Annotated in this window: 20 protein-coding genes; 7 read left to right on the forward strand and 13 right to left on the reverse strand. The window is 37.3% G+C overall.

Annotation, left to right across the window (positions count from 1 at the left end):
* Positions 1 to 24: 24 nt before the first annotated feature.
* The 10 genes from ATCC51562_RS03430 to ATCC51562_RS03475 all read right to left on the reverse strand — a co-directional run bounded on the left by ATCC51562_RS03430 (position 25) and on the right by ATCC51562_RS03475 (position 9,903).
* Positions 25 to 1,674, reverse strand: a complete 1,650-nt coding sequence (locus ATCC51562_RS03430; RefSeq protein WP_021090946.1) for a formate--tetrahydrofolate ligase — start codon at positions 1,672 to 1,674, stop codon at positions 25 to 27.
* Entirely contained in the window at positions 1,675 to 2,091 is a 417-nt protein-coding gene (gene rimP, locus ATCC51562_RS03435; protein WP_021090744.1) for a ribosome maturation factor RimP, read from the reverse strand.
* Positions 2,084 to 2,449, reverse strand: a complete 366-nt coding sequence (gene rbfA, locus ATCC51562_RS03440; RefSeq protein ID WP_021090755.1) for a 30S ribosome-binding factor RbfA — start codon at positions 2,447 to 2,449, stop codon at positions 2,084 to 2,086. Before rbfA ends, rimP begins: the two co-directional genes overlap by 8 nt.
* Positions 2,446 to 5,094, reverse strand: a complete 2,649-nt coding sequence (gene infB, locus ATCC51562_RS03445; protein WP_021090601.1) for a translation initiation factor IF-2 — start codon at positions 5,092 to 5,094, stop codon at positions 2,446 to 2,448. The genes rbfA and infB overlap by 4 nt, the downstream gene beginning before the upstream one ends.
* The gene (locus ATCC51562_RS03450) at positions 5,081 to 5,335 is read right to left on the reverse strand and encodes a hypothetical protein (RefSeq protein WP_035167247.1); all 255 of its coding nucleotides are present in this window, start codon (positions 5,333 to 5,335) and stop codon (positions 5,081 to 5,083) included. The genes infB and ATCC51562_RS03450 overlap by 14 nt, the downstream gene beginning before the upstream one ends.
* A gap of 21 nt (positions 5,336 to 5,356) precedes the next feature.
* A complete protein-coding gene (gene thrB, locus ATCC51562_RS03455) occupies positions 5,357 to 6,241 on the reverse strand; it encodes a homoserine kinase (RefSeq protein ID WP_021090627.1) in 885 nt (294 codons plus the stop codon).
* A gap of 8 nt (positions 6,242 to 6,249) precedes the next feature.
* Positions 6,250 to 6,612 carry a glycoprotease gene (locus ATCC51562_RS03460; RefSeq protein ID WP_035167249.1) on the reverse strand — a complete coding sequence of 121 codons (363 nt, stop codon included), beginning with the start codon at positions 6,610 to 6,612 and terminating at the stop codon, positions 6,250 to 6,252.
* Positions 6,613 to 6,692: 80 nt separating this feature from the next.
* Positions 6,693 to 7,577 (reverse strand): UDP-3-O-acyl-N-acetylglucosamine deacetylase, encoded by an 885-nt coding sequence (lpxC, locus tag ATCC51562_RS03465; RefSeq protein WP_021090613.1) that lies wholly within the window; start codon positions 7,575 to 7,577, stop codon positions 6,693 to 6,695.
* 62 nt (positions 7,578 to 7,639) lie between these two features.
* Positions 7,640 to 9,010, reverse strand: coding sequence for a M23 family metallopeptidase (locus tag ATCC51562_RS03470; RefSeq protein WP_021090607.1), 1,371 nt, complete (start codon positions 9,008 to 9,010; stop codon positions 7,640 to 7,642).
* Between the two features lie 62 nt (positions 9,011 to 9,072).
* On the reverse strand, positions 9,073 to 9,903 hold the full coding sequence (locus ATCC51562_RS03475; protein ID WP_021090622.1) for a prephenate dehydrogenase: 831 nt from the start codon (positions 9,901 to 9,903) through the stop codon (positions 9,073 to 9,075).
* An 89-nt stretch (positions 9,904 to 9,992) separates the two neighbouring features.
* Between ATCC51562_RS03475 and bamA the strand changes: the two genes are divergently transcribed.
* From bamA to recO, 7 genes are all read left to right on the forward strand, one after another.
* Positions 9,993 to 12,248 (forward strand): outer membrane protein assembly factor BamA, encoded by a 2,256-nt coding sequence (bamA, locus tag ATCC51562_RS03480; RefSeq protein ID WP_021090988.1) that lies wholly within the window; start codon positions 9,993 to 9,995, stop codon positions 12,246 to 12,248.
* Positions 12,249 to 12,377: 129 nt separating this feature from the next.
* A complete protein-coding gene (accD, locus tag ATCC51562_RS03485; RefSeq protein WP_021090990.1) occupies positions 12,378 to 13,292 on the forward strand; it encodes an acetyl-CoA carboxylase, carboxyltransferase subunit beta in 915 nt (304 codons plus the stop codon).
* A 2-nt stretch (positions 13,293 to 13,294) separates the two neighbouring features.
* Entirely contained in the window at positions 13,295 to 13,750 is a 456-nt protein-coding gene (locus ATCC51562_RS03490) for a 23S rRNA (pseudouridine(1915)-N(3))-methyltransferase RlmH (RefSeq protein ID WP_021090906.1), read from the forward strand.
* Positions 13,751 to 13,760: 10 nt separating this feature from the next.
* On the forward strand, positions 13,761 to 14,117 hold the full coding sequence (dksA, locus tag ATCC51562_RS03495; protein ID WP_035167251.1) for an RNA polymerase-binding protein DksA: 357 nt from the start codon (positions 13,761 to 13,763) through the stop codon (positions 14,115 to 14,117).
* 9 nt (positions 14,118 to 14,126) lie between these two features.
* Positions 14,127 to 15,125 (forward strand): hypothetical protein, encoded by a 999-nt coding sequence (locus ATCC51562_RS03500; RefSeq protein WP_021090678.1) that lies wholly within the window; start codon positions 14,127 to 14,129, stop codon positions 15,123 to 15,125.
* Positions 15,122 to 16,045: a tRNA dihydrouridine synthase gene (locus ATCC51562_RS03505; RefSeq protein WP_021090730.1), complete on the forward strand. Its 924-nt coding sequence runs from the start codon at positions 15,122 to 15,124 to the stop codon at positions 16,043 to 16,045. The genes ATCC51562_RS03500 and ATCC51562_RS03505 overlap by 4 nt, the downstream gene beginning before the upstream one ends.
* Positions 16,046 to 16,660, forward strand: coding sequence for a recombination protein RecO (gene recO, locus ATCC51562_RS03510; protein ID WP_021091035.1), 615 nt, complete (start codon positions 16,046 to 16,048; stop codon positions 16,658 to 16,660).
* 230 nt (positions 16,661 to 16,890) lie between these two features.
* Here recO and ATCC51562_RS03515 read toward each other — a convergent pair whose 3' ends face one another.
* The 3 genes from ATCC51562_RS03515 to fabD are packed head-to-tail and all read right to left on the reverse strand — an operon-like array spanning position 16,891 to position 19,255.
* Positions 16,891 to 17,649 (reverse strand): tRNA 2-thiocytidine biosynthesis TtcA family protein, encoded by a 759-nt coding sequence (locus tag ATCC51562_RS03515; RefSeq protein WP_021090654.1) that lies wholly within the window; start codon positions 17,647 to 17,649, stop codon positions 16,891 to 16,893.
* Positions 17,646 to 18,329, reverse strand: coding sequence for a 5'-methylthioadenosine/adenosylhomocysteine nucleosidase (locus ATCC51562_RS03520; protein ID WP_021090771.1), 684 nt, complete (start codon positions 18,327 to 18,329; stop codon positions 17,646 to 17,648). The genes ATCC51562_RS03515 and ATCC51562_RS03520 overlap by 4 nt, the downstream gene beginning before the upstream one ends.
* Entirely contained in the window at positions 18,326 to 19,255 is a 930-nt protein-coding gene (gene fabD, locus ATCC51562_RS03525) for an ACP S-malonyltransferase (protein WP_021090563.1), read from the reverse strand. Before fabD ends, ATCC51562_RS03520 begins: the two co-directional genes overlap by 4 nt.
* Positions 19,256 to 19,264 lie beyond the last annotated feature (9 nt).

Consider the following 19,264-nt stretch of genomic DNA (forward strand, 5'->3'; position numbering starts at 1 on the left):
AGTGCCGGTGTGTTTTTTATAAATTTACGATAAGCCGTCGATCTTACCGTTGGCATCTATCCTCATATTTACTGCAGCTGGCACTTTTGGAAGTCCTGGCATCAGCATGATCTTACCGCAAACCGCGACGATAAAACCAGCCCCGGTTCTAATATCAAGGTCTTTTACGCTGAATGTAAAGCCCTTTGCTCTACCCAAAAGCTTCGCATCGTCGCTAAATGAATACTGAGTTTTTGCGATACAAACTGGCAAATGGCTCAAATTTAGCTCTTTTATCATCTCAATCTTTTTAAGAGCAGCTTCTTCAAAGACAACCTCACAAGCTCCATAAATTTCCTTAGCGACCTTTTCTATTTTAGTTTTCGTATCGTCACTCATCTCGTATGTAAAATTTATCTTGCTTGGCTTGTCGCACGCTTTTAAAACTAGCTCGGCAAGCTCAATCGCGCCTTTGCCACCTTTTAAGAAATTCTCACAAACTGCCACTTCTACGCCAAGCTCACGGCAGTACTCTTTTACGAAATTTATCTCTTCATCGGTGTCAAAGCCGAATTTATTAAGCGCCACAACTACGTTTTGTTCGAATTTACCTTTTAAATTTTCAATATGCCCGCCAAGGTTTTCGATACCTTTTTTAAGAGCGTTCATATCTGGTTTTGTAATCTCATCTTTATTTGCTTCGCCATTATATTTTAGCGATCTGATCGTACTTACAAGTACCACAGCGCTTGGCCTAATATCAGCAACCCTGCATTTTATATCTAAAAATTTCTCCGCACCAAGCTCAGAGCCAAAGCCAGCTTCAGTGATGACGTAGTCAGCTAAATTTAGAGCTGTTTTTGTTGCGATGACTGAGTTGCAGCCGTGCGCGATGTTTGCAAATGGACCACCATGCACGAGCGTAGGTGTGTGCTCAAGCGTTTGAAATAAATTTGGCTTGATCGCGTCTTTTAAAAGTATACAAACAGCGTCTTGACAGCCTAGATCACGCACGTAGATAGGCTTTTTATCGCTATCGTAGGCAACCATGATATTTGCCACGCGCTCTTTTAGATCTGATAAGCTCGTAGCTAAACAAAGTACAGCCATGATCTCGCTTGCTGCAGTGATGTTAAAGCCATCTTCTCTTGGCACGCCATCCGTTCTACCGCCCTGACCCACAGTGATAAATCTAAGCGCGCGGTCGTTCATATCCATACAGCGCTTCCATAAAGTTTTCTCTATTTTTAGTGGGTTTTCTTGATAGAGGCTATTGTCTATCATCGCCGAGATAAGGTTATTTGCTGATGTTATCGCGTGAAAATCTCCAGTGAAGTGTAAATTTAGATCCTCCATCGGTGCAAGCTGTGAGTAGCCGCCACCTGCTGCTCCACCCTTTATGCCAAAAACTGGCCCCAAAGATGGCTCACGAAGTGCTAGGCAAACCTTTTTATTAAGCGAATTTAGTGCGTCGGCTAGACCGATAGACATAGTCGTTTTGCCCTCACCGTATGGGGTTGGATTAGTCGCAGTAACCAAGATAAGCTTTGAGTTTGATGGCTCAAGCCTTGGAGAAATTTTAGCCTTATATTTGCCATAAAGTTCAAGCTCGTCTTCGCCTAAACCTAGTCTTGCGGCAACTTTACTAATGTGTTCTAGTTTTGTTTGATGAGTTATCTCGATGTCGCTTAGCATTTACCACTCCAAATATGTTTTTGCTTTTTTTATCTCACTGATGTTGATCTCAAAAATTCCCTCTTCGTTTTCTACTGCGATGCTCTCTTCGTCCGCTTTTACAAGCCTTCCAGCAAATTTTTCAGCCTCTGTTTGAACTTTTACAAGCTCGCCAACGCTCGCTTTAAAATGAGATGGCTTACTAAGCTTTCTCTCAAGGCCAGGTGAGCTAACTTCGAGGTTATAATCCCCGCTAACTGGCGGTGTCACGTCAAAAATAGGCGAGAGCAATCGACTCACTTTTTCACAGTCGTCAAGGCTCACTCCGCCATTTTTCGTGATATAAACTCTAAAAATAGCCTTACCATTTTCATTTGCGATCTCGCTGTCGTAAAGCTCTACACCGCATTCGCGTACTAGTTTGTCTAAATTATCCATTTTTGTTTAAATCCTTTGAAATTTTATCAAACAACTTATCCATATGGTTTTGATACTCTAATCTATCGTCAAATTTAAAGTGAAAATTTGGGCATCTATACCAGCCCTCAGCCGCCATGCAGTGGTTTTGCAAATGCCTACAAACTCGCTTTAAATGTCCCAAAATATACTCTTGTTCACGCTCATCAAAAGCCATCTTATCAAGATAAACAAAGGCGTCGTATCTGCCCTTTTTACACTCGACATCAGTGACACAAAGCCCCTTTAAAATACTATCTTCAAGAGTAGCTAAAGCCTCTGGGATGAGCTCTTTTAGCACACTCTCTGTTCTCATACGCTTTATCTCGTTAGCGTTCATAGAGTAGCTTTCTCCTTGACTTCTTTGAAGCTTTCGATATAGTCATTTTCTCTAATATCGTTGAAATTTTCGATACCAACGCCACATTCATAACCTTTAGCAACCTCTTTGACGTCATCTTTGAAGCGTTTTAATGAGCTTACTAAGCCCTCATAAACGACCACGCCTTCTCTAATAAGGCGAATTTTTGCTCCTCTGTTTATCGTTCCCTCAGTGACAATACATCCAGCGATAGCACCAACTTTTGGCACATGGATCACTTGGCGAACCTGAGCTTGACCAAGCTGCTCTTCTCTGATGATTGGTGACATTAGTCCACCTAAAATCGCCTTCACGTCGTCGATTAGATTATAAATAACGTTGTAAGTTTTAATCTCAACGCCGCTCTCTTTTGCCTTTTCTTTTATCTCGCCAGTTGGTCTTATGTTAAAACCAAGGATTATACAGTCTTCGCTCGCACTAGCAAGTGCCACGTCGCTTTGTGTGATGCCGCCAACACCAGAGTGGATGACATTTACTCTGATCTCATCATTTGCTAGTTTTTCTAGGCTTGCTTTTAGCGCTTCAAGTGAACCACCAACATCAGCTTTGATAATGACTGGAAGCGTCTTTAACTCACCCTCAGCGATCTTAGCACTAAGCTCGTCAATACTAACTTTCGTGCTCTTACTAAGCTCTTTTTGGCGGATATATTCAGCCTTTTTCTGCGCGTATTCACGAGCCTCTTTATCAGTTTTTACGCCTATTAGCGTCTCGCCTGCCTCTGCTATCTCGCTAAGACCTACTATCACACCGCATTCGCCTGGTTTTATATCTTGCAAAGGCTTACCTTGGTCATTAAGCAAGCTTCTTATCTTTCCATATGCAACACCAGCTACGACAGTATCTCCAACATGAAGCGTACCATTTTCAACGATGATAGTAGCTACTGGACCACGACCTTTTTGAAGTGAGCTCTCGATAACAGTTGCTTTTGCGTTTGCCTTTGGATTTGCTTTTAGTTCTAAAAGCTCAGCTTGTAAAAGCACGATCTCTAAAAGATCATCTATACCCATGCCTGTTTTTGCAGAGATTGGCACAAATTCATACTTTCCGCCCCACTCTGTTGGCATGATATCAAGCTCAGCAAGACCAGTCTTTACCAGGTCAGGATTTGCTGACTCTTTATCCATTTTGTTTATAGCGATGATTATCGGTACGCCTGCGGCTTTTGCGTGGCTGACCGCCTCTTTTGTTTGTGGTTTTACGCCATCATCTGCTGCAACTACGATGATAACTATGTCAGTCACGCCAGCGCCTCTTGCACGCATAGCAGTAAACGCTTCGTGACCTGGAGTGTCGATAAATGTGATATTTTTGCCGTTTTTATTTACCATATAAGCACCAACATGCTGAGTGATACCACCAGCCTCTCCTGCTGCTACACGTGATTTTCTTATGTAATCAAGCAATGAAGTTTTACCATGATCAACGTGGCCCATGATGGTTATGACTGGTGCTCTTGGCTGGAGATTTTCATCGTCTTTTATCTCTTCCTCATAGGCTGCTACGTAGTCAAATTCTTTTTGATCATCGATGATATTAACCTCTACATTAAACTCATCAGCTAAAATTTCTATTGCATCTTCATCCAAAAAGTCATTCTTTGTTGTCATCATACCAAGCATGAAAAGCTTACCAATAATCTCACTTGGCTGCTTATTTAGCTTTTCAGCAAATTCATAAACACGAATTTCTTTTGGAATATTTATAGATGTCACAGCTTCATTGTTTTGTTTATTTTCAGGCTTTTTGTGTTTTTTTCTAGCTCTTCTTTGAATGCCGCCTTCGCCAAATGAATTTATCGTATTGTTGACCGTAGTTCTCATAACATTTGGCTGTTTTGTCTTTTGAGCTGGTGCTGGTGTTGGGGTTTTAAAACTAAAATCAGGAAGAACAACTACATCTTCATCTTCTAACACGATATCACCAAAGTCACTTCCGCCAAGTAGGTCCATCTTCTGAGTACTATCTTTTTTACTTGCAACAACTACTTTTTTATCTTTTTTCTTTTTCTTAGCTAAATTTTCATCATTTGCTGAAAACATACTTTTAAAATCGCTTATATTAGCTATGCTTGGTTCAGGCTTTTTCTCTTCTTTTGTAGCAATTGGCGCTTCATAATCTTTTTTCTTTTTTACTATCACAAGGCCACGTCTTTTTTGAGTCACATCGGCCAAGCTCTCTTTTGGTCTTGGAGCTTCGACTTGTTTTTGCTCTACTTTGATTTCTTCTTTTTTAGGCTCAATTTTTTGTTTTTCTTCTAAAATTTGTGCCTCTTTCTTAGGCTCAGCTTTTACCGACTTTGACTCAGTTTTAGTAGTAGCTTTTTTAGGTTCACTCTTTTGCTTTTCTTCTTTTTTTACTGACTCTTTTTCTACTTCTTTTTTAGACTCTTTTTTTGGTTTAGGTTCACTCTTTTTCTTTTTAAATTTATCTGGTATCACGCCAGTTTGAACATATTCATATATAGCTTCGGCCTCTTCAAGGCTAACTGCATTTGAGTGAGTTTTGACTTTTAATCCTAACTCTTGAGCTTTTTCTACTATCTCTTTACTTGGATAGCCAAGCTCGTTTGCGATCTCTGAAATCCTAACATTGCTCATTTAAGAGTATCTCCTTTAACTTCGGTGCATCACAAATAAAAGCACCTTTAGTTTGTTTATCAATTATTTTTTTTAAAATTTTTATATCTTTTTGTATACATTTGTCGCACAGATAAAAGCTACGACCATTTCCTTTGCCATGCTCTAAATTTTTACCTACCAAGCGGTATCTTTTTAGCAAGTTCTGAGAAATTTTAATTTTACAAGCGACACATGTCCTTACAGGATTATTTTTGTTCATTATATCTTTTTAAACTTGTTTTTAGCTTTGCGTAATTTCGTATCCATCGTTATCAAATGAAAAAACCTCAACCCTAAAATCACTAAATTTACTCTTTAAAATATCTTGTAAATTTTTAGCATCATCTTTGTAAGCGATGTTTAAAAAGCTTGAGCCTGAGCCTGAAAGCGTGCTCATTAAAGCACCATTTTCATAAGCTACTTTTCTAACTTCAAAAAGCTCTTCTAAAGCGTGCATTCTACGCTCTTCATGCATCAAATCTTTGCTTGCTATTTTTAAAAGATCATACTTTTTTTCATAAAAACAAGATGTTAAAAAAGCAGCATGAGATAAGTTATTTACGCATTCTTTCATCGAATAGTTCTTTGGTAAAATTTGTCTTGACGAGGATGTACTCATTGGTTTATTTGGAATGACAACTACTGCTTTTATCTCATCGCTTAAACTTATTTTATTTGCGTAAACATTGCCATTTTTTACGATCGCGCTGATAAATCCACCGTGAACTGCTGGCGAGATATTATCAGGATGGGTTTCATAGATGATAGCTTTATTTAAAACTGTTTCTTTACTTGCCTTAAAGCCAGCCATTTCGTACGCTGAAGCAATGGCTCCAACGATAACAGCGGAGCTACTGCCAAGTCCCCTTGAAAATGGGATATTATTTTCAAAAACGACTCTAAAATTTTCATTTTTACCAGTTAGCTCAAAAAAAATTTCATTAAAAATGCTTAAGAATATATTATTTCTCTTTAAATTTATACTTCCACTGCCTTCGCCGTTTATCGATACTGAGCTAAATTTTGCTGGCTCGATTTTCACGCTATTAAAAAGCTTCAGACTAAGCCCCAAAGCATCGAAACCAGGACCCAAATTTGCACTTGTTGCAGGGACTAAGATATTCAAAATTTCTCCTAAACTGCTTGGATGATATAATCTGGTAGTGTATCTGAATTTAGTTTTAATTCATCTAAATTTAAAGGCAAACTAAATCCTACTGGCCCTACTTTTTCAAGTGAAATTTCGCCATCTTTTAAAACAAAGCTTAAATTTTTATTTGCTCTGATCGCTTGGCTGCCATTTAAGCTAAAGCCGCTAACCGCATAAAATTCGCAACCCTTTGCTAAAGAGAAAGTCTTTAAGATGACATAGGCCACCTTTAGCCCCATAAAGCTTCCTGGCGTATTTGCATAGATAATTTTTGTGATATTAAATTTAGAGGATAAATTTTCTAAGATTTTTATCAAAGCTTCACTGATATGTTCATCAGTCGTAATTTCATCAAATTTTACGCCATCTTTATATACTCCAACTAAAAGCGGAGTAGATAAAGAGACAACTAAAATTTCAATATTTTCTATGCAAATACCTTTTGATACTCTTTTAGAAGTTCACCATTTAGAGTTGCGATCTCGTAGTTTTTCTCATCGGACATCAAAGCAAGAGTTAATTTGTGATTTAGATCGTGGCTTCCAGCAAATGCTGTATAATCGCCCAACAAAGGTGCTCCAAGCAAGCTTAAATCGCCAATCGCATCTAAAATTTTATGCCTTACAAACTCATTTTCAAATCTCAAACCCTCTGGATTTAGGATATGCGTATCATCGATTGCCACGGCATTATCAAGCGATGCACCAAGGGCTAGATTTTGAGCTTGCAAACGTTGTAAATCTTTCAAAAATCCAAAAGTTCTAGCACGAGCTATATTTTTTATAAACGAGCTTTTACTAAAATCAAAAACATATCTTTGTTCACCAATAACTGGATGATCAAATTTTATCGTATAGTCAAATTTTGGACTTCTTGAAGGTGAAGTTCGTACAAATTTAGAACCCTCAATGACTTCAACTTCACGGCGGACAAGAATTACTTTTTTGCCAGCATCAAGATATCTTATGCCAGCCTCATCAAGTAGCATACAAAAGCTTATCGCACTGCCATCCATCACTGGAATTTCATTTGCATCAACAGAGATTCTAATATTATCAATACCATAACCATTTATGGCTGACATCAGGTGTTCGATCGTACTAATAAAGCCCTTTTCGTTACCAACAACGGTTGCCATCTGCGTATTTATAACATTTTTAGGTTCAGCTTTAAAACTAATACCAAGATCTTCGCGGTGCAAAATAATACCAGAATTTGCATCAAGAGGTTCTAGTATAAGTCTTATCGGCTCACCTTTATGAAGCCCTATACCAACGGTCTCAACGCGTCTTGCGATAGTAGTTTGTTTCAAGAATTTTCCTTATATTTTTAATCCGCTTATGATAGCACTAAAAAATCAATTTTGCAAATTTTTTAGTTCTTGTCTATCATCGCTTTTGCAGCATCTAAGACACTTGTGATATTGTCTTTTATCCACTTTTTATCCATCCATTGTTGAGGTCTTACCTCTTCGCCTTGGACTAAAATTCCAAAGTGAAGGTGATCACCAAGTGCAAGACCACTAGTTCCAGTAGTGCCTATCTGATCGCCAGCTGCCACCATATCGCCCTCTTTTACTCTAGTGCTTGAGCAGTGTCCATAAAGCGAATAAAGCCCAAATCCATGATCGATCACAATATTTAATCCATAAATTCCATTTTCAGATGCAAGTACGACACGGCCGGCATTACTAGCTATTATAGGAGCCGCTGCCACACTTGCAAAGTCTATTCCCATATGCCATGATTCGCTTACTTGCTCGTTATTATATGTATAGTATCGGTGATCGGCGAAGTCAGCCACTTTTTTACCATTTCTTAGTGGATAAAATGGTGTCACACTAAAGCCAGTTAACATCTCATCACCAGGATTTGTAGTAAGTGCTGTTATTTTTTCTTCGTTTGAATTTCTAAGCGTTTCATTGACAAATCTCATTTTCTCAAGCCTTGAAAGCGCGCTTGGATCTTTTGCATATTGATCAGTTAGATCGACTATTTTGCCATCTAAAAATCTATCGTTTAATGCAATAGTTGAAGTTTTATACTTTACATTTTCGTAAAAATATCTGACATGTGACTTGCTTTCATTGCCTGCAAAGTCTCTTGCAATGACCTCAGCACTAAAATTTTCAACCTGAACTGGCCAAGCAACGAGTGCTGCATAAAAGCCCTCTTTATAAAATGGCACTGCCTTAAATTTCTTACCAAAATTTGTCTGGACATAGACCTCTTTTAGCTGATTATCAGTTGCTCTAAAGACCACAACCGCGCTACCACCTTTTGAGATAGAATAAGACTGCGAAAGCACATAAAGATCAGGTTTTGAAGTATCAAGCACCACTTCAACCTTTTTGCTAGCTTTGTTGCCAGTAAAAAAGCTCCATTTGCTAGTATCTACAGCTTCGATATTCATCTCATAGGTATCTTTTTGAGCAAAAAAGCCAGTCTTTGGAAAGGTTAAATTTACATCAAGCTCGGTACTTGGATTTTGTATGATTTGATTTAATAAATTTAGATCATTTTTCCCATCATTCATACTAATTCGTACAAATTTTATACCGCTATCGTCTTTAAATTTGATATTCATTGGGGTTCTAAGATTCCAATAAACCTTATCAGCAACACCGATTATCGGTTCATTTCGCTCAAAATCTTTTGACATCAAAGCGTAGCCAAAACCACCGGCTAAAATTAAAATTAGCAAAAGCACAACAATACCAAATCCGCCAACTCCACGTCTATACATATATTTTTACCTTAAATTTAATTTGCAAAATTTTACACGTAAATCAATAAATTTTTAGTTAATTACAAAATTTCTCTTACGGCTCTAGCGTCGCTCATCCAAGCAAAAAGTTCATCCCAGCGTTCATCTTTTATGAGATCTTTACACAAATTTAGCTCTTTTTCAAACATATTTATGGCTTCAACAACATTATTTTTATTTTGCTTAAAAATATCACTCCACATAAAAGGCGAACTCTTTGCAACACGTATCATGCCCTTAAATGTAGGTCCACCAAGTGCTACGATGTGCCTTTTATCCTCTTCTTTTAAAATCCCACTAGCAAGCGAAAATGCAATCGCATGAGGTAAATGTGAAATAAGACCCACGTGATGATCATGCTCTTTCGCACTCATAAAAATGATCTTCATGCCAAGACAAGAAAATAACTCCACGCTTCTTTTTACGTGTTTTTCTGCGCTCTCAGCAAAGTCACAAACGATAACAGTTGCTCCTGTGTAAAGTGATTTAAAGGCAGCCTCTGGACCAGAATACTCGGTACCTGCCATTGGATGAGCTGGAATGAAATTTTTACGAATTTTTTCTGGCACAGCCTCGATGATCTTTTGTTTGGTTGAGCCAAAATCAACAATAGTTGTATCTTCGCTAATATCGGTTAAATTTTGCACAATGCTTACGATAGCTTCTACTGGCACAGCTAAAAAGATGATGTCACACTTCTTTTTCATCTCATCGATGCTTAGAATTTCATGCACCAAGCCAAGTTCGAGCGCTTTTTTGCTGTGATTTTCATCTTTATCATATCCGCTAACACAAGAGATTAATTTTTCATCTTTTAGTGCAAGACCAAGCGAGCCACCCATAAGACCAAGTCCGATGATACCTATTTTCATAAAAAACCTTCAAAATTATAAAATTTAAATTTATTAAAAATAAAATATGATATTATACGCACTTATACTAAAACTCTAGGTTAAATTTAATGAAAAAGAAATTATTTTTATTAGCATTAGCTTTCAGTGGCCTAAGCGCACAAACAATCCAGTCAATAAATTTTAAAGGCCTAATTCACCTTTCGCCTGAAGTGGCAAGCCAAATAATGGGCTTAAAAGTCGGTCAGGATTTGACTCCAAAGCTTAGCGATAAGGCGATCACAAATTTATACAAACAAAACTATTTCGACGATATCTATATAGAAGATACAGGCAATGGTAATCTTTTAGTAGCTGTAAAAGAGAAGCCAAGTGTTGCTAGGGTCGATCTAAAAGGCGTCGTAACAAATGACAAAACTGCCATAGAGTCACTAATCAACATCAAACCAGGCAATATGTACGATGAGCTTACAATAGAAAAAACTAAAGAGAGAATTCGTCAATATTATGAGTCGAAGGGATATTTTGATACCGTTGTAGACGTAGAAAAACAACCAGTTGCAGATAACGACAGCTCACTTTTTATAACACTCAATATAAACCGCGGCGAAAATATGATAATCAAAAATGTAAATTTAGTTGGTGCAAAAGAGTTTGATTATGACGACATTGAGCCAGTAGTTGCAAATAAAAGTAGAGAATTTATGGGCTGGCTTTGGGGCAGAAATGATGGTAAAGTTAAACTTTTCGAGCTTGAAAATGATCCAGCAAGAATACAAGACAAATATTTCCAAAAAGGCTATTTAGACGCGACTATTTCGTCACCTTATTTAAATTCATCGTTTGATAATTACACGGCTGATCTTACTTATTATGTTCATGAGGGTGAGCCTTATAAGGTTTCAAATGTAAGTATTACAGCACCTGAAGAGCTAGAGCTTGATACTAAAAAGATCATAGATGACTTTAGGCTTGAGGCTGGTGATACGATGAACTCAGCAAGACTTCGCCAAGATATGAAAAAGCTCGATGATATGGTTGCTGATAAAGGTTATGCGTTTGTAAAAGTCTATCCAAAGACTGATAAATTTGATGAAAATAAAACTGTCGATATTGATTATGAAGTAGATCCTGGTGAAAAAGTATATATAAGAAATGTTCAAATTTCAGGAAATGATAGAACTGTTGACCGCGTTGTAAGACGTGAACTTTATCTAACTGAAGGAAATTTATATAGTAGAACCGACCTTCAAGACTCAAAAGATGCACTAAAAAGAACAAGCTACTTTGATGACGTTGAGATAGAAGAAGATCCAGTTGATAAAAATACAGTTGATCTAAAAGTAAAAGTAAAAGAAGCCTCAACTGGCTCAATAAGCGGTGGTATCGGATACGGTAGCAGTGACGGACTACTACTAAACGCGGCACTTTCTGACACAAATATCTTTGGCTCTGGCCTTCAAGGACAAGTAAGTGTTGATAAAAGTGACAGAGAGCTTTCAGGTCAGATAAGTCTTACAAACCCAAGAATTTTTGACTCAGAGTATAGCCTTGGTGGAACACTTTACGCAAATGACTATGACTGGAGAACATATAAAGAGAGAAGTTATGGCTTTAGCACAACACTAGGTAGAAAACTAACTAGAAATTTAAGCGCATCGCTTACTTACAACATTGAGCAAAGCAAAATTACCTTAAAAGATGATGAACTAAGAGATATCAACACAAAAACAAAAAAAGAAATTTATAGAGAAGGTAAAGCTATAAAAAGCGCTATAACTCCGGCTTTAACATATAATAGCACCGACGATTATTACTTGCCAAGACGTGGCATTATAGCTAGCACATCATTTGAGATAGCTGGACTTGGTGGCGATATAGACTTTGTTAAAAACCGCACAAATTTTAACTACTATCTAGGCCTTAGAGAATACATCGACTACGATCTTATCTTAAGATATAAAGCAAGCTTTGGTAAAATTTGGGAAAGAGGTTATACTCCAATCAACGAAAGACTTTACCTTGGCGGCATAAGAAGCTTACGTGGTTACGAGAGCAGAACCGTATCTCCAAAGGTAAAATATAATGGCGATTACTACGAATACGGCGGCGAAACTTCATTTAATAACTCAGCTGAAATAAGCTTCCCTATAATAGATCGTGTCAAAATGCGTGGCGTTTTATTTTATGACTACGGCATGATCGGTGAGAATAGCCTAAATGAGATAAAAAGATCATCAGTTGGTACAGGTATAGAGTGGATAACACCTATCGGACCACTTCAACTAATCTTCGCAAAAGCTCTTAAACCTAAAGAGGGTGATGATACAAATACATTCGAATTTACTATCGGAAGACGCTTCTAATAAGATACTTTGAAGGGGCTAACTTACCCCTTCAAACCTCTACAAATAAACAAACTTTAAGTCATATAAGAAAAAGCAAGGCTAACATTAGATATAATCCCACAATTTTTAATATAAGTGGGTAAAAAGATGAATTTCTCAGACATTTTTTCAAAGATAAGAAAAGCTCAACCTCGTCCAGAAGAAGCACCTACGCACTGGGTAAAATGCGATAATTGTCACTCACTGATGTACTACAAAGAAGTTGAAGCTTGTTTTAATGTATGCCCAAAATGCGGCTATCATATGAGATTAAAAGCTACCGATCGTATAAATTTGATCTGTGACGAAGATAGCTTTGTAGAATTTGACGCGAATTTAAAACCAGTAGATCCATTAAATTTTGTTGATAAAAAATCATACAAAAAAAGAATCACAGAAAATAAAGAAAAAACAGGACGCACAAGCTCAGTGATATGTGGCGAAGGTAAATGCGACGGGCAAGAGATCCAGCTAGTTGTTTTTGACTTTGGCTTCATGGGTGGTTCGCTAGCTTCAGTTGAGGGTGAAAAGATCGTAAGAGCGATAAAACGAGCAATAGAAAAACGCCAAGCTTTAGTCATAGTGAGTGCTTCAGGTGGAGCTAGAATGCAAGAGAGTACATTCTCTTTGATGCAAATGTCAAAGACATCAGCCGCTTTAAAACTACTTGATGAAGCAAAGCTGCCTTATATCTCAATACTTACTGATCCGACAATGGGTGGCGTTAGTGCCTCTTTTGCTTGGCTTGGAGATCTAATAATCGCTGAACCTGGCGCATTAATAGGCTTTGCTGGCCAAAGGGTCATCAAACAAACCATAGGTGCTGATCTCCCAGAGGGCTTTCAAAGGGCTGAGTTTTTGTTAGAACATGGCTTAATCGATGCTATTGTGCCAAGAAGCGAACATAAAAAATATATAAGCGATATGGTTAAATTTCTCACAAATAACAAGACAATACATCAAAAAGATAAACAAGACGAGAGTGAAAACAACTTTGAACTAAAGCTAAAAACCAAAGGCTAAATTTGGAAATTTCAGTTTTTAGCATTCAAAAATCATCACGTGATAACTTTGAAAACGAGATACAAGAATATATAAAAATGAGTGCAAAATTTGCCAAGATAAACGATAAAGTCTTTTTCAATGAAAAAATAGCAAAAGCTCAAAGCACTGGAAAAAGCGAAGCATTAAGAGCCTATGATGAAATTTATGAGCCAAATTTAAAAGGCTTTTGCGTAATGCTTGATGAAAATGGCTTGCAACTTGATAGCCAAGAATTTGCACAAATTTTAAACTCAAATTCACAAATTAACTTTTTCATAGGTGGAGCTTATGGCCTTAGCCAAAATTTAAAGAATAAAGCGCAAAAAATCATAAGTTTGAGTAAGATGACGATGGCGCATAAGGTTGCCAAGCTTGTACTTTTTGAGCAAATTTTTAGAGCACTTTGCATAAATGCAAACCACCCATATCACAAATAAAGGAATATAAATGACACAAACTGAGCTAAATTTTTTTAAAAAATTACTTGAAGAAAGAAAATTACAGATCAAAAAAAATATCTATGATTCATCTGTTGAAGTAAATGGCTTAAGAGATAGTGGTGTAAGCGATGAGTTTGATATAGCTTCAGTTAATACAGACCAGCTAATAGAGCATTCCATCTCGACGCAACAAAGAGCGGAGCTATCAGAGATAGATGAAGCACTAGAGAAGATAGCAAATAAAACTTATGGAATTTGTGATATGTGTGAGGAGGAGATCAGCATACCGCGACTAAAGGTAAAACCACATGCAAAATACTGCATAACTTGCCGTGAAATAATCGAAAAAACAGCAAAAAACTAAGGAGAAAACATGAAAACCAGAAAATTTCTCGTCTATTGCATAATCTACATAGTAGTTGTTGCAGGGCTTACTTATTCTCTTAATAGTTCTGATTACACATTTGAGCTTTTAGGCCAAACTATAACTTTGCCAATTGCTATTTGGGTCGCTCTTCCAGTAGCTGTTTTAGCACTTCTTGCCCTACTTCATATCGCTTATCATGGATATGCTTTTTATAGATATAAAAAATGGATCAAAAAAGATAGCCAGCTTTATAAAGACTTAGCCAAAGAGACGCTTCTTGGCTTTGAGAGCAACAAAGACTTCAAAACCGACACTTACAAGATCGCCTCACAGCTTACTCGTTCTATCTCACCAGTAGGCGAGCTTAAAGATGTCGGTGTAGATGATGCCGAGATAAACAATATCTTACAAACTATAAAAAGTATAAAAAATAAAGAGATTGTCGATCTAAAGAAATTTAGACTAGCAAAAGATAGCAAGTTGAATATCCTAAATGAGCTAAATAAAATCGAGCAACTACCTACTTACTATCTTGACATACTTAAAAATCAAGATCAAAATGAGAGCCTTAAAAAAGCTGCATTTGATAAACTCATAAAAGTAGCTTCTTTTAGCGAGATCAAAAGATTAAATTTTGAACTAGCGAGTGAAGATACAATGCTTATTATTACCCGCTTTGTAAATGACGAGATCGATCTAAGCAGTGATGAAATTTTTGATCTTTTAAACAACGCAAAAGTGACAAAGGCACAATACGACAAAGCAGCCATAATGCTTAAAAATAAGCTAAAACCAGACGCATTTATCAGCATCTTTGAGAAGTTAAAAAGCATCCATGCTGATGCTGATGAGGCTTACGTATATGCGCTATTTGAGCTTCAGATGCTTGATAAAGTAAGAGAGGCTATCGAAGGTAGCGACCCAGATGAGTTTAAAGAGATAAAAGTCTTGCTGTTTTTACGAGATAACGGCAAAATGGTGCCTAGCTCGCTATTTTTTAAATGATAGACTTTAGCAAAAAGCCACTTTTCTTAGCACCTCTTGCTGGCTTTTCTGACTTGCCACTAAGAAGCGTAGTTAAGAAATTTGGCTGTGATGTCACTGTTAGCGAAATGATCAGCGCAAATGCTCTAGTATATGAGAGTAGTGATAAAACTCTTGAAATGATTAAAAAATCCCCAAACGAAGAGCCTTATGTCGTTCAAATAGCTGGCAATGACACAGAAAATATAAAAAAAGCTGTGCAAATTATCAATAAATTTGATGGGATTTATGGGCTGGATCTAAACTGCGGCTGCCCCGTACCAAAGGTCGTTAGACAAGGAGCGGGTTCTGCTTTACTAAACGATCTTAACAAACTTCAAAATATAATCTCAGCCATAAAAAGCGTCTCAAACAAAGAGAGCCTGAGTGTTAAATTTAGACTTGGCTTTAACGATAAAAATGAAGAAAAAATCGCGAAAGCTTGCGAAGAAGCCGGCGCAGACTACATCGCAGTACATGGACGCACAAGAGCTGGCGGATATAGTGCAAAGGTTGATTACGAAGCGATCGCTAGAGTAAAGGCGAGTGTAAAAATTCCAGTCGTTGCAAATGGCGATATAAATGCACAAAATGCAGATGAAATTTTAAACCTTACAAAGTGCGATGCCCTAATGATCGGCAGAGCAAGTATTGGTAATCCTTGGATATTTCACGAGATAAAGACCAAAACTAGCGTAGATAAGGCGCTAAAACAAAAGATAATCCTAGCTCACTTTGATGCGATGATCGAGCACTACGGAGAGTATGGACTTTGCATATTTAGAAAGCATTTGCATCAGTACAGCAAGGGCATCGACGGTGCAACAACCTTTAGAAACGATATAAATTTCATCAAAGACGCGACAGTGATGAGAGAGCGCATAAGGGAGTTTTTTGCCTAGATGCAAGGCTATATCCTGCGCGTGCAAAAGGTCAGAGACGAGGACCTTTTAGTCTTTGTGCTAACGCCAAATTTGCTCGTAAAGTCGTATAGATTTTTTGGCGCTCGCCACTCAAACATCATGACTGGCTACAAGATCGACTTTGAGCTAGAGCAAGAGGTAAAATTTCTACCAAAGCTTAGAAGCATACTTCATCTTGGCTTTAAATGGCTGCTAGAGCGCGATAAGCTCATCATTTGGCAGCAGTTTATGCGCCTACTTTATGATCATCTAAAAGAGGTCGAGCAGCTTGATGAAATTTACTTTAATGAGCTTGATCGCTGCGCCAAACAGATGCAGCTACAAAATCCAAAACGCCTTATCATCGAAAGCTACGTTAAAATTTTAGAGTATGAAGGTAGGCTTCACAGCGAGCTTGAGTGCTTCATCTGCGACGAGGAGATAGAGAGCGAGCTTTGCTTAACTCGTGGTTTTTTACCCTCTCACAAGCACTGCCTTGATAGGAGCGAATTTGACGCTAGCAAGATCAAAAATTTGTTTGATACAAAAAGTACGATCGAGCTAAATGACGATGAGATAAACCGCCTTTATAAAATTTTACTTGACGGGCTTTAAACTCTATTATGACTATTTTTTAAGCTTAAATTTTCTAAGTTATAAAATTCTAACCAGTAGTTTTTGTACTAAATGCATTTGTATTTATTGTATATTACACTTTTGATTTATGCACAAGTACAAAAATTTTATCAATTCATACATTTTTTATTTATTTTGATAAAAGCCAATTAAGATAGAAATATTTATAACTTGCTTCTTGGGATTAGTCCCAAGAAGCAAGTAAAATTTTACTCTTCACTACTACTATTGAGAGCAAAAAAAGTATCAGTATGGATATTTTCAAATGCTGCTTTTAGCGAAGTAAAAAGTTTTGGATTTTCTTTTTCTAAAGTTGCTAGAAGCTGTTTGGTTTCATATCTAGCATGCGGCATCTTTACGTCAAATCTCATTGCAGGACATGCTTCATCACCGATAACTCTTAATTCATTTTTGATAGCATTTTCGCGAAGCTGTCTCTCGCGAACGAAGATAAACGGTCTAATAACTGTGATGCCATTTTTTGCAGTATATTTTGGAGCAAGCGTCCTTAGTGCACCATTATAGGTAAAATTCATAAAAAAGCTCTCCGCTGCATCATCTAAATGATGAGCAATCGCGAGCTTATTAAAACCATGCTTTAAGGCGTAAGTATAAAGATAACCTCTTCTCATACGAGAAAAGAAACTACAAAAGCTAGAATTTTTACGGATTTTCTCTTTTGAAATTTCAAAGATTGAGCTATCTATCACCTCATGCTCTATTCCGTGCTCATTGCAATGCTTCGTAAGATAAGCGTAGTCCTCACCCATGCCATAACTTAGAGTTACTGCTTTAAACTCAAATTTCTCAGGTGTGACGTTTTGAATATGCTTTAGTACGTGAGCTAGTGCAAGGCTATCTTTACCGCCACTAAGGCCAAGCAATATCTTATCTCCGCCCTCTATCATCTTGTATCTGGCATTTGTCTGACCAACTTGCCTAAGAAGCCTTTTGCTAAGCTCTATCATAAATTTTCTACCATTTCAAGTATAAATTTTGCACTAACATTTGCTGAATCTTGCAAAAATTTATCAAAGTCAAACTCTGCTGCATCACCAGCCCCATCGCTGATAGCTCTTAGTATAAAAAATGGCACACCAAGTGTTTCGCAAACTAGTGCAACGCTAGCACCTTCCATCTCGGTAGCGCTCGCATTAAATATCTTTTTTATCCAATTTTTCTTTTCATTATCGCAGATAAACTGATCTCCGGTCGCAATAACACCAGCGCTTAAGCCCATATCTTTTTTATCAGCTATCTTTTTTGCCAGTTCATTTAGCCCTACATCACTTTTGACAAAGATACTTGTGCCTGGCACATAGCCATAAGGATGGCCAAAAGCCGTGATATCAAGATCATGTTGCACCAAGCTAGTAGCATAAAGCATATCACCTATTTTTAAACTCTCATCAAGTGAGCCAGCTACGCCAGTAAAGAGCAATTTTGAGGCCTTAAATTTTTCTACCATTAAAGTTGCCGTTATGGCTGCATTTACTTTACCTATCTTTGAATAGGCAATGACTAGCTCTTTTCCCTTATAGTTTGCTAAGTAAAATTTATTATTTGCATATTGAACAGTTTTATATTCACCAACCATTTCAAGGATCGGTGTTATCTCCTCTTGCATAGCTCCAAGTATCGCTATCATCTCTCCTCCAAAATTTTCACAACTTCTTCAAGACTTGCCATATCAGTAATACTATAAGTTGGCTTTTCAGTATTTTTTTTATTGATGCCCTTTAACGTCGCAGCACCAAGCTCGATAAAACAATCAACATTATTTTCATAGTTTTTAATGCTCTGTTTATAGCAAACTGGTTTTATTAGCTGCTCTTTTAGTAGGACTAGTGCTTCGCTTTTATCAGTATAAATTTTAGCATTTACATTTGAGACAACTGGAGAAAAATTGGTAGCCAAAGTACTCTCAAGCTCGCTTGCTAGTCTAACACTAGCTGGCTCAAGTATCGGACAATGGCTTGCTACTGACATATTTAAAAGCATTACTCTTTTTGCGCCAGCTTCTTTAAATTTTGCTTCATAGCTAGCAAGATCAGCTCTTACACCAGCGACAACGATTTGTCCATCGCAGTTGTAGTTTGCAGCATAAATTTGTAAACCTTCTTCTCTTGCTTTTTTACAAATTTCTTCAACCACTTCATCACTAAGTCCAAGAACTACCATCATACCAGCATCTTTACCAACACAAGCTTCTTGCATAAATTTACCACGTAAATTCACAAGCCTAATCGCATCAATAAAATTAAATGCTCCGCTAACTGCAAGAGCGGTAAATTCTCCAAGTGAGTGCCCGAGACTAAATTCTGGTTTTTCTTTAATAAAATTTGAAAAAGACAAATAAGTCATTAGCGAGTTTAAAACAATAGCTGGCTGAGTAAATTCTGTTTTATCTAACTTATCGTTTTGTGTAAATAAAAGCTCTTTGTAATCAATGCCAGTGTCATTACAAGCATCATTTAAAAGTAACTTAGAAGTAGAAAAATTTTCGTAAAAGTCTTTTCCCATACCAATACTTTGCGAGCCTTGGCCCGCAAAAACAAAAGCAAATTTTTTCATTTTAGCTTC

The sequence above is a fragment of the Campylobacter concisus ATCC 51562 genome, assembly GCF_000466745.1.
In the GTDB taxonomy this organism is placed as follows: domain Bacteria; phylum Campylobacterota; class Campylobacteria; order Campylobacterales; family Campylobacteraceae; genus Campylobacter_A; species Campylobacter_A concisus_B.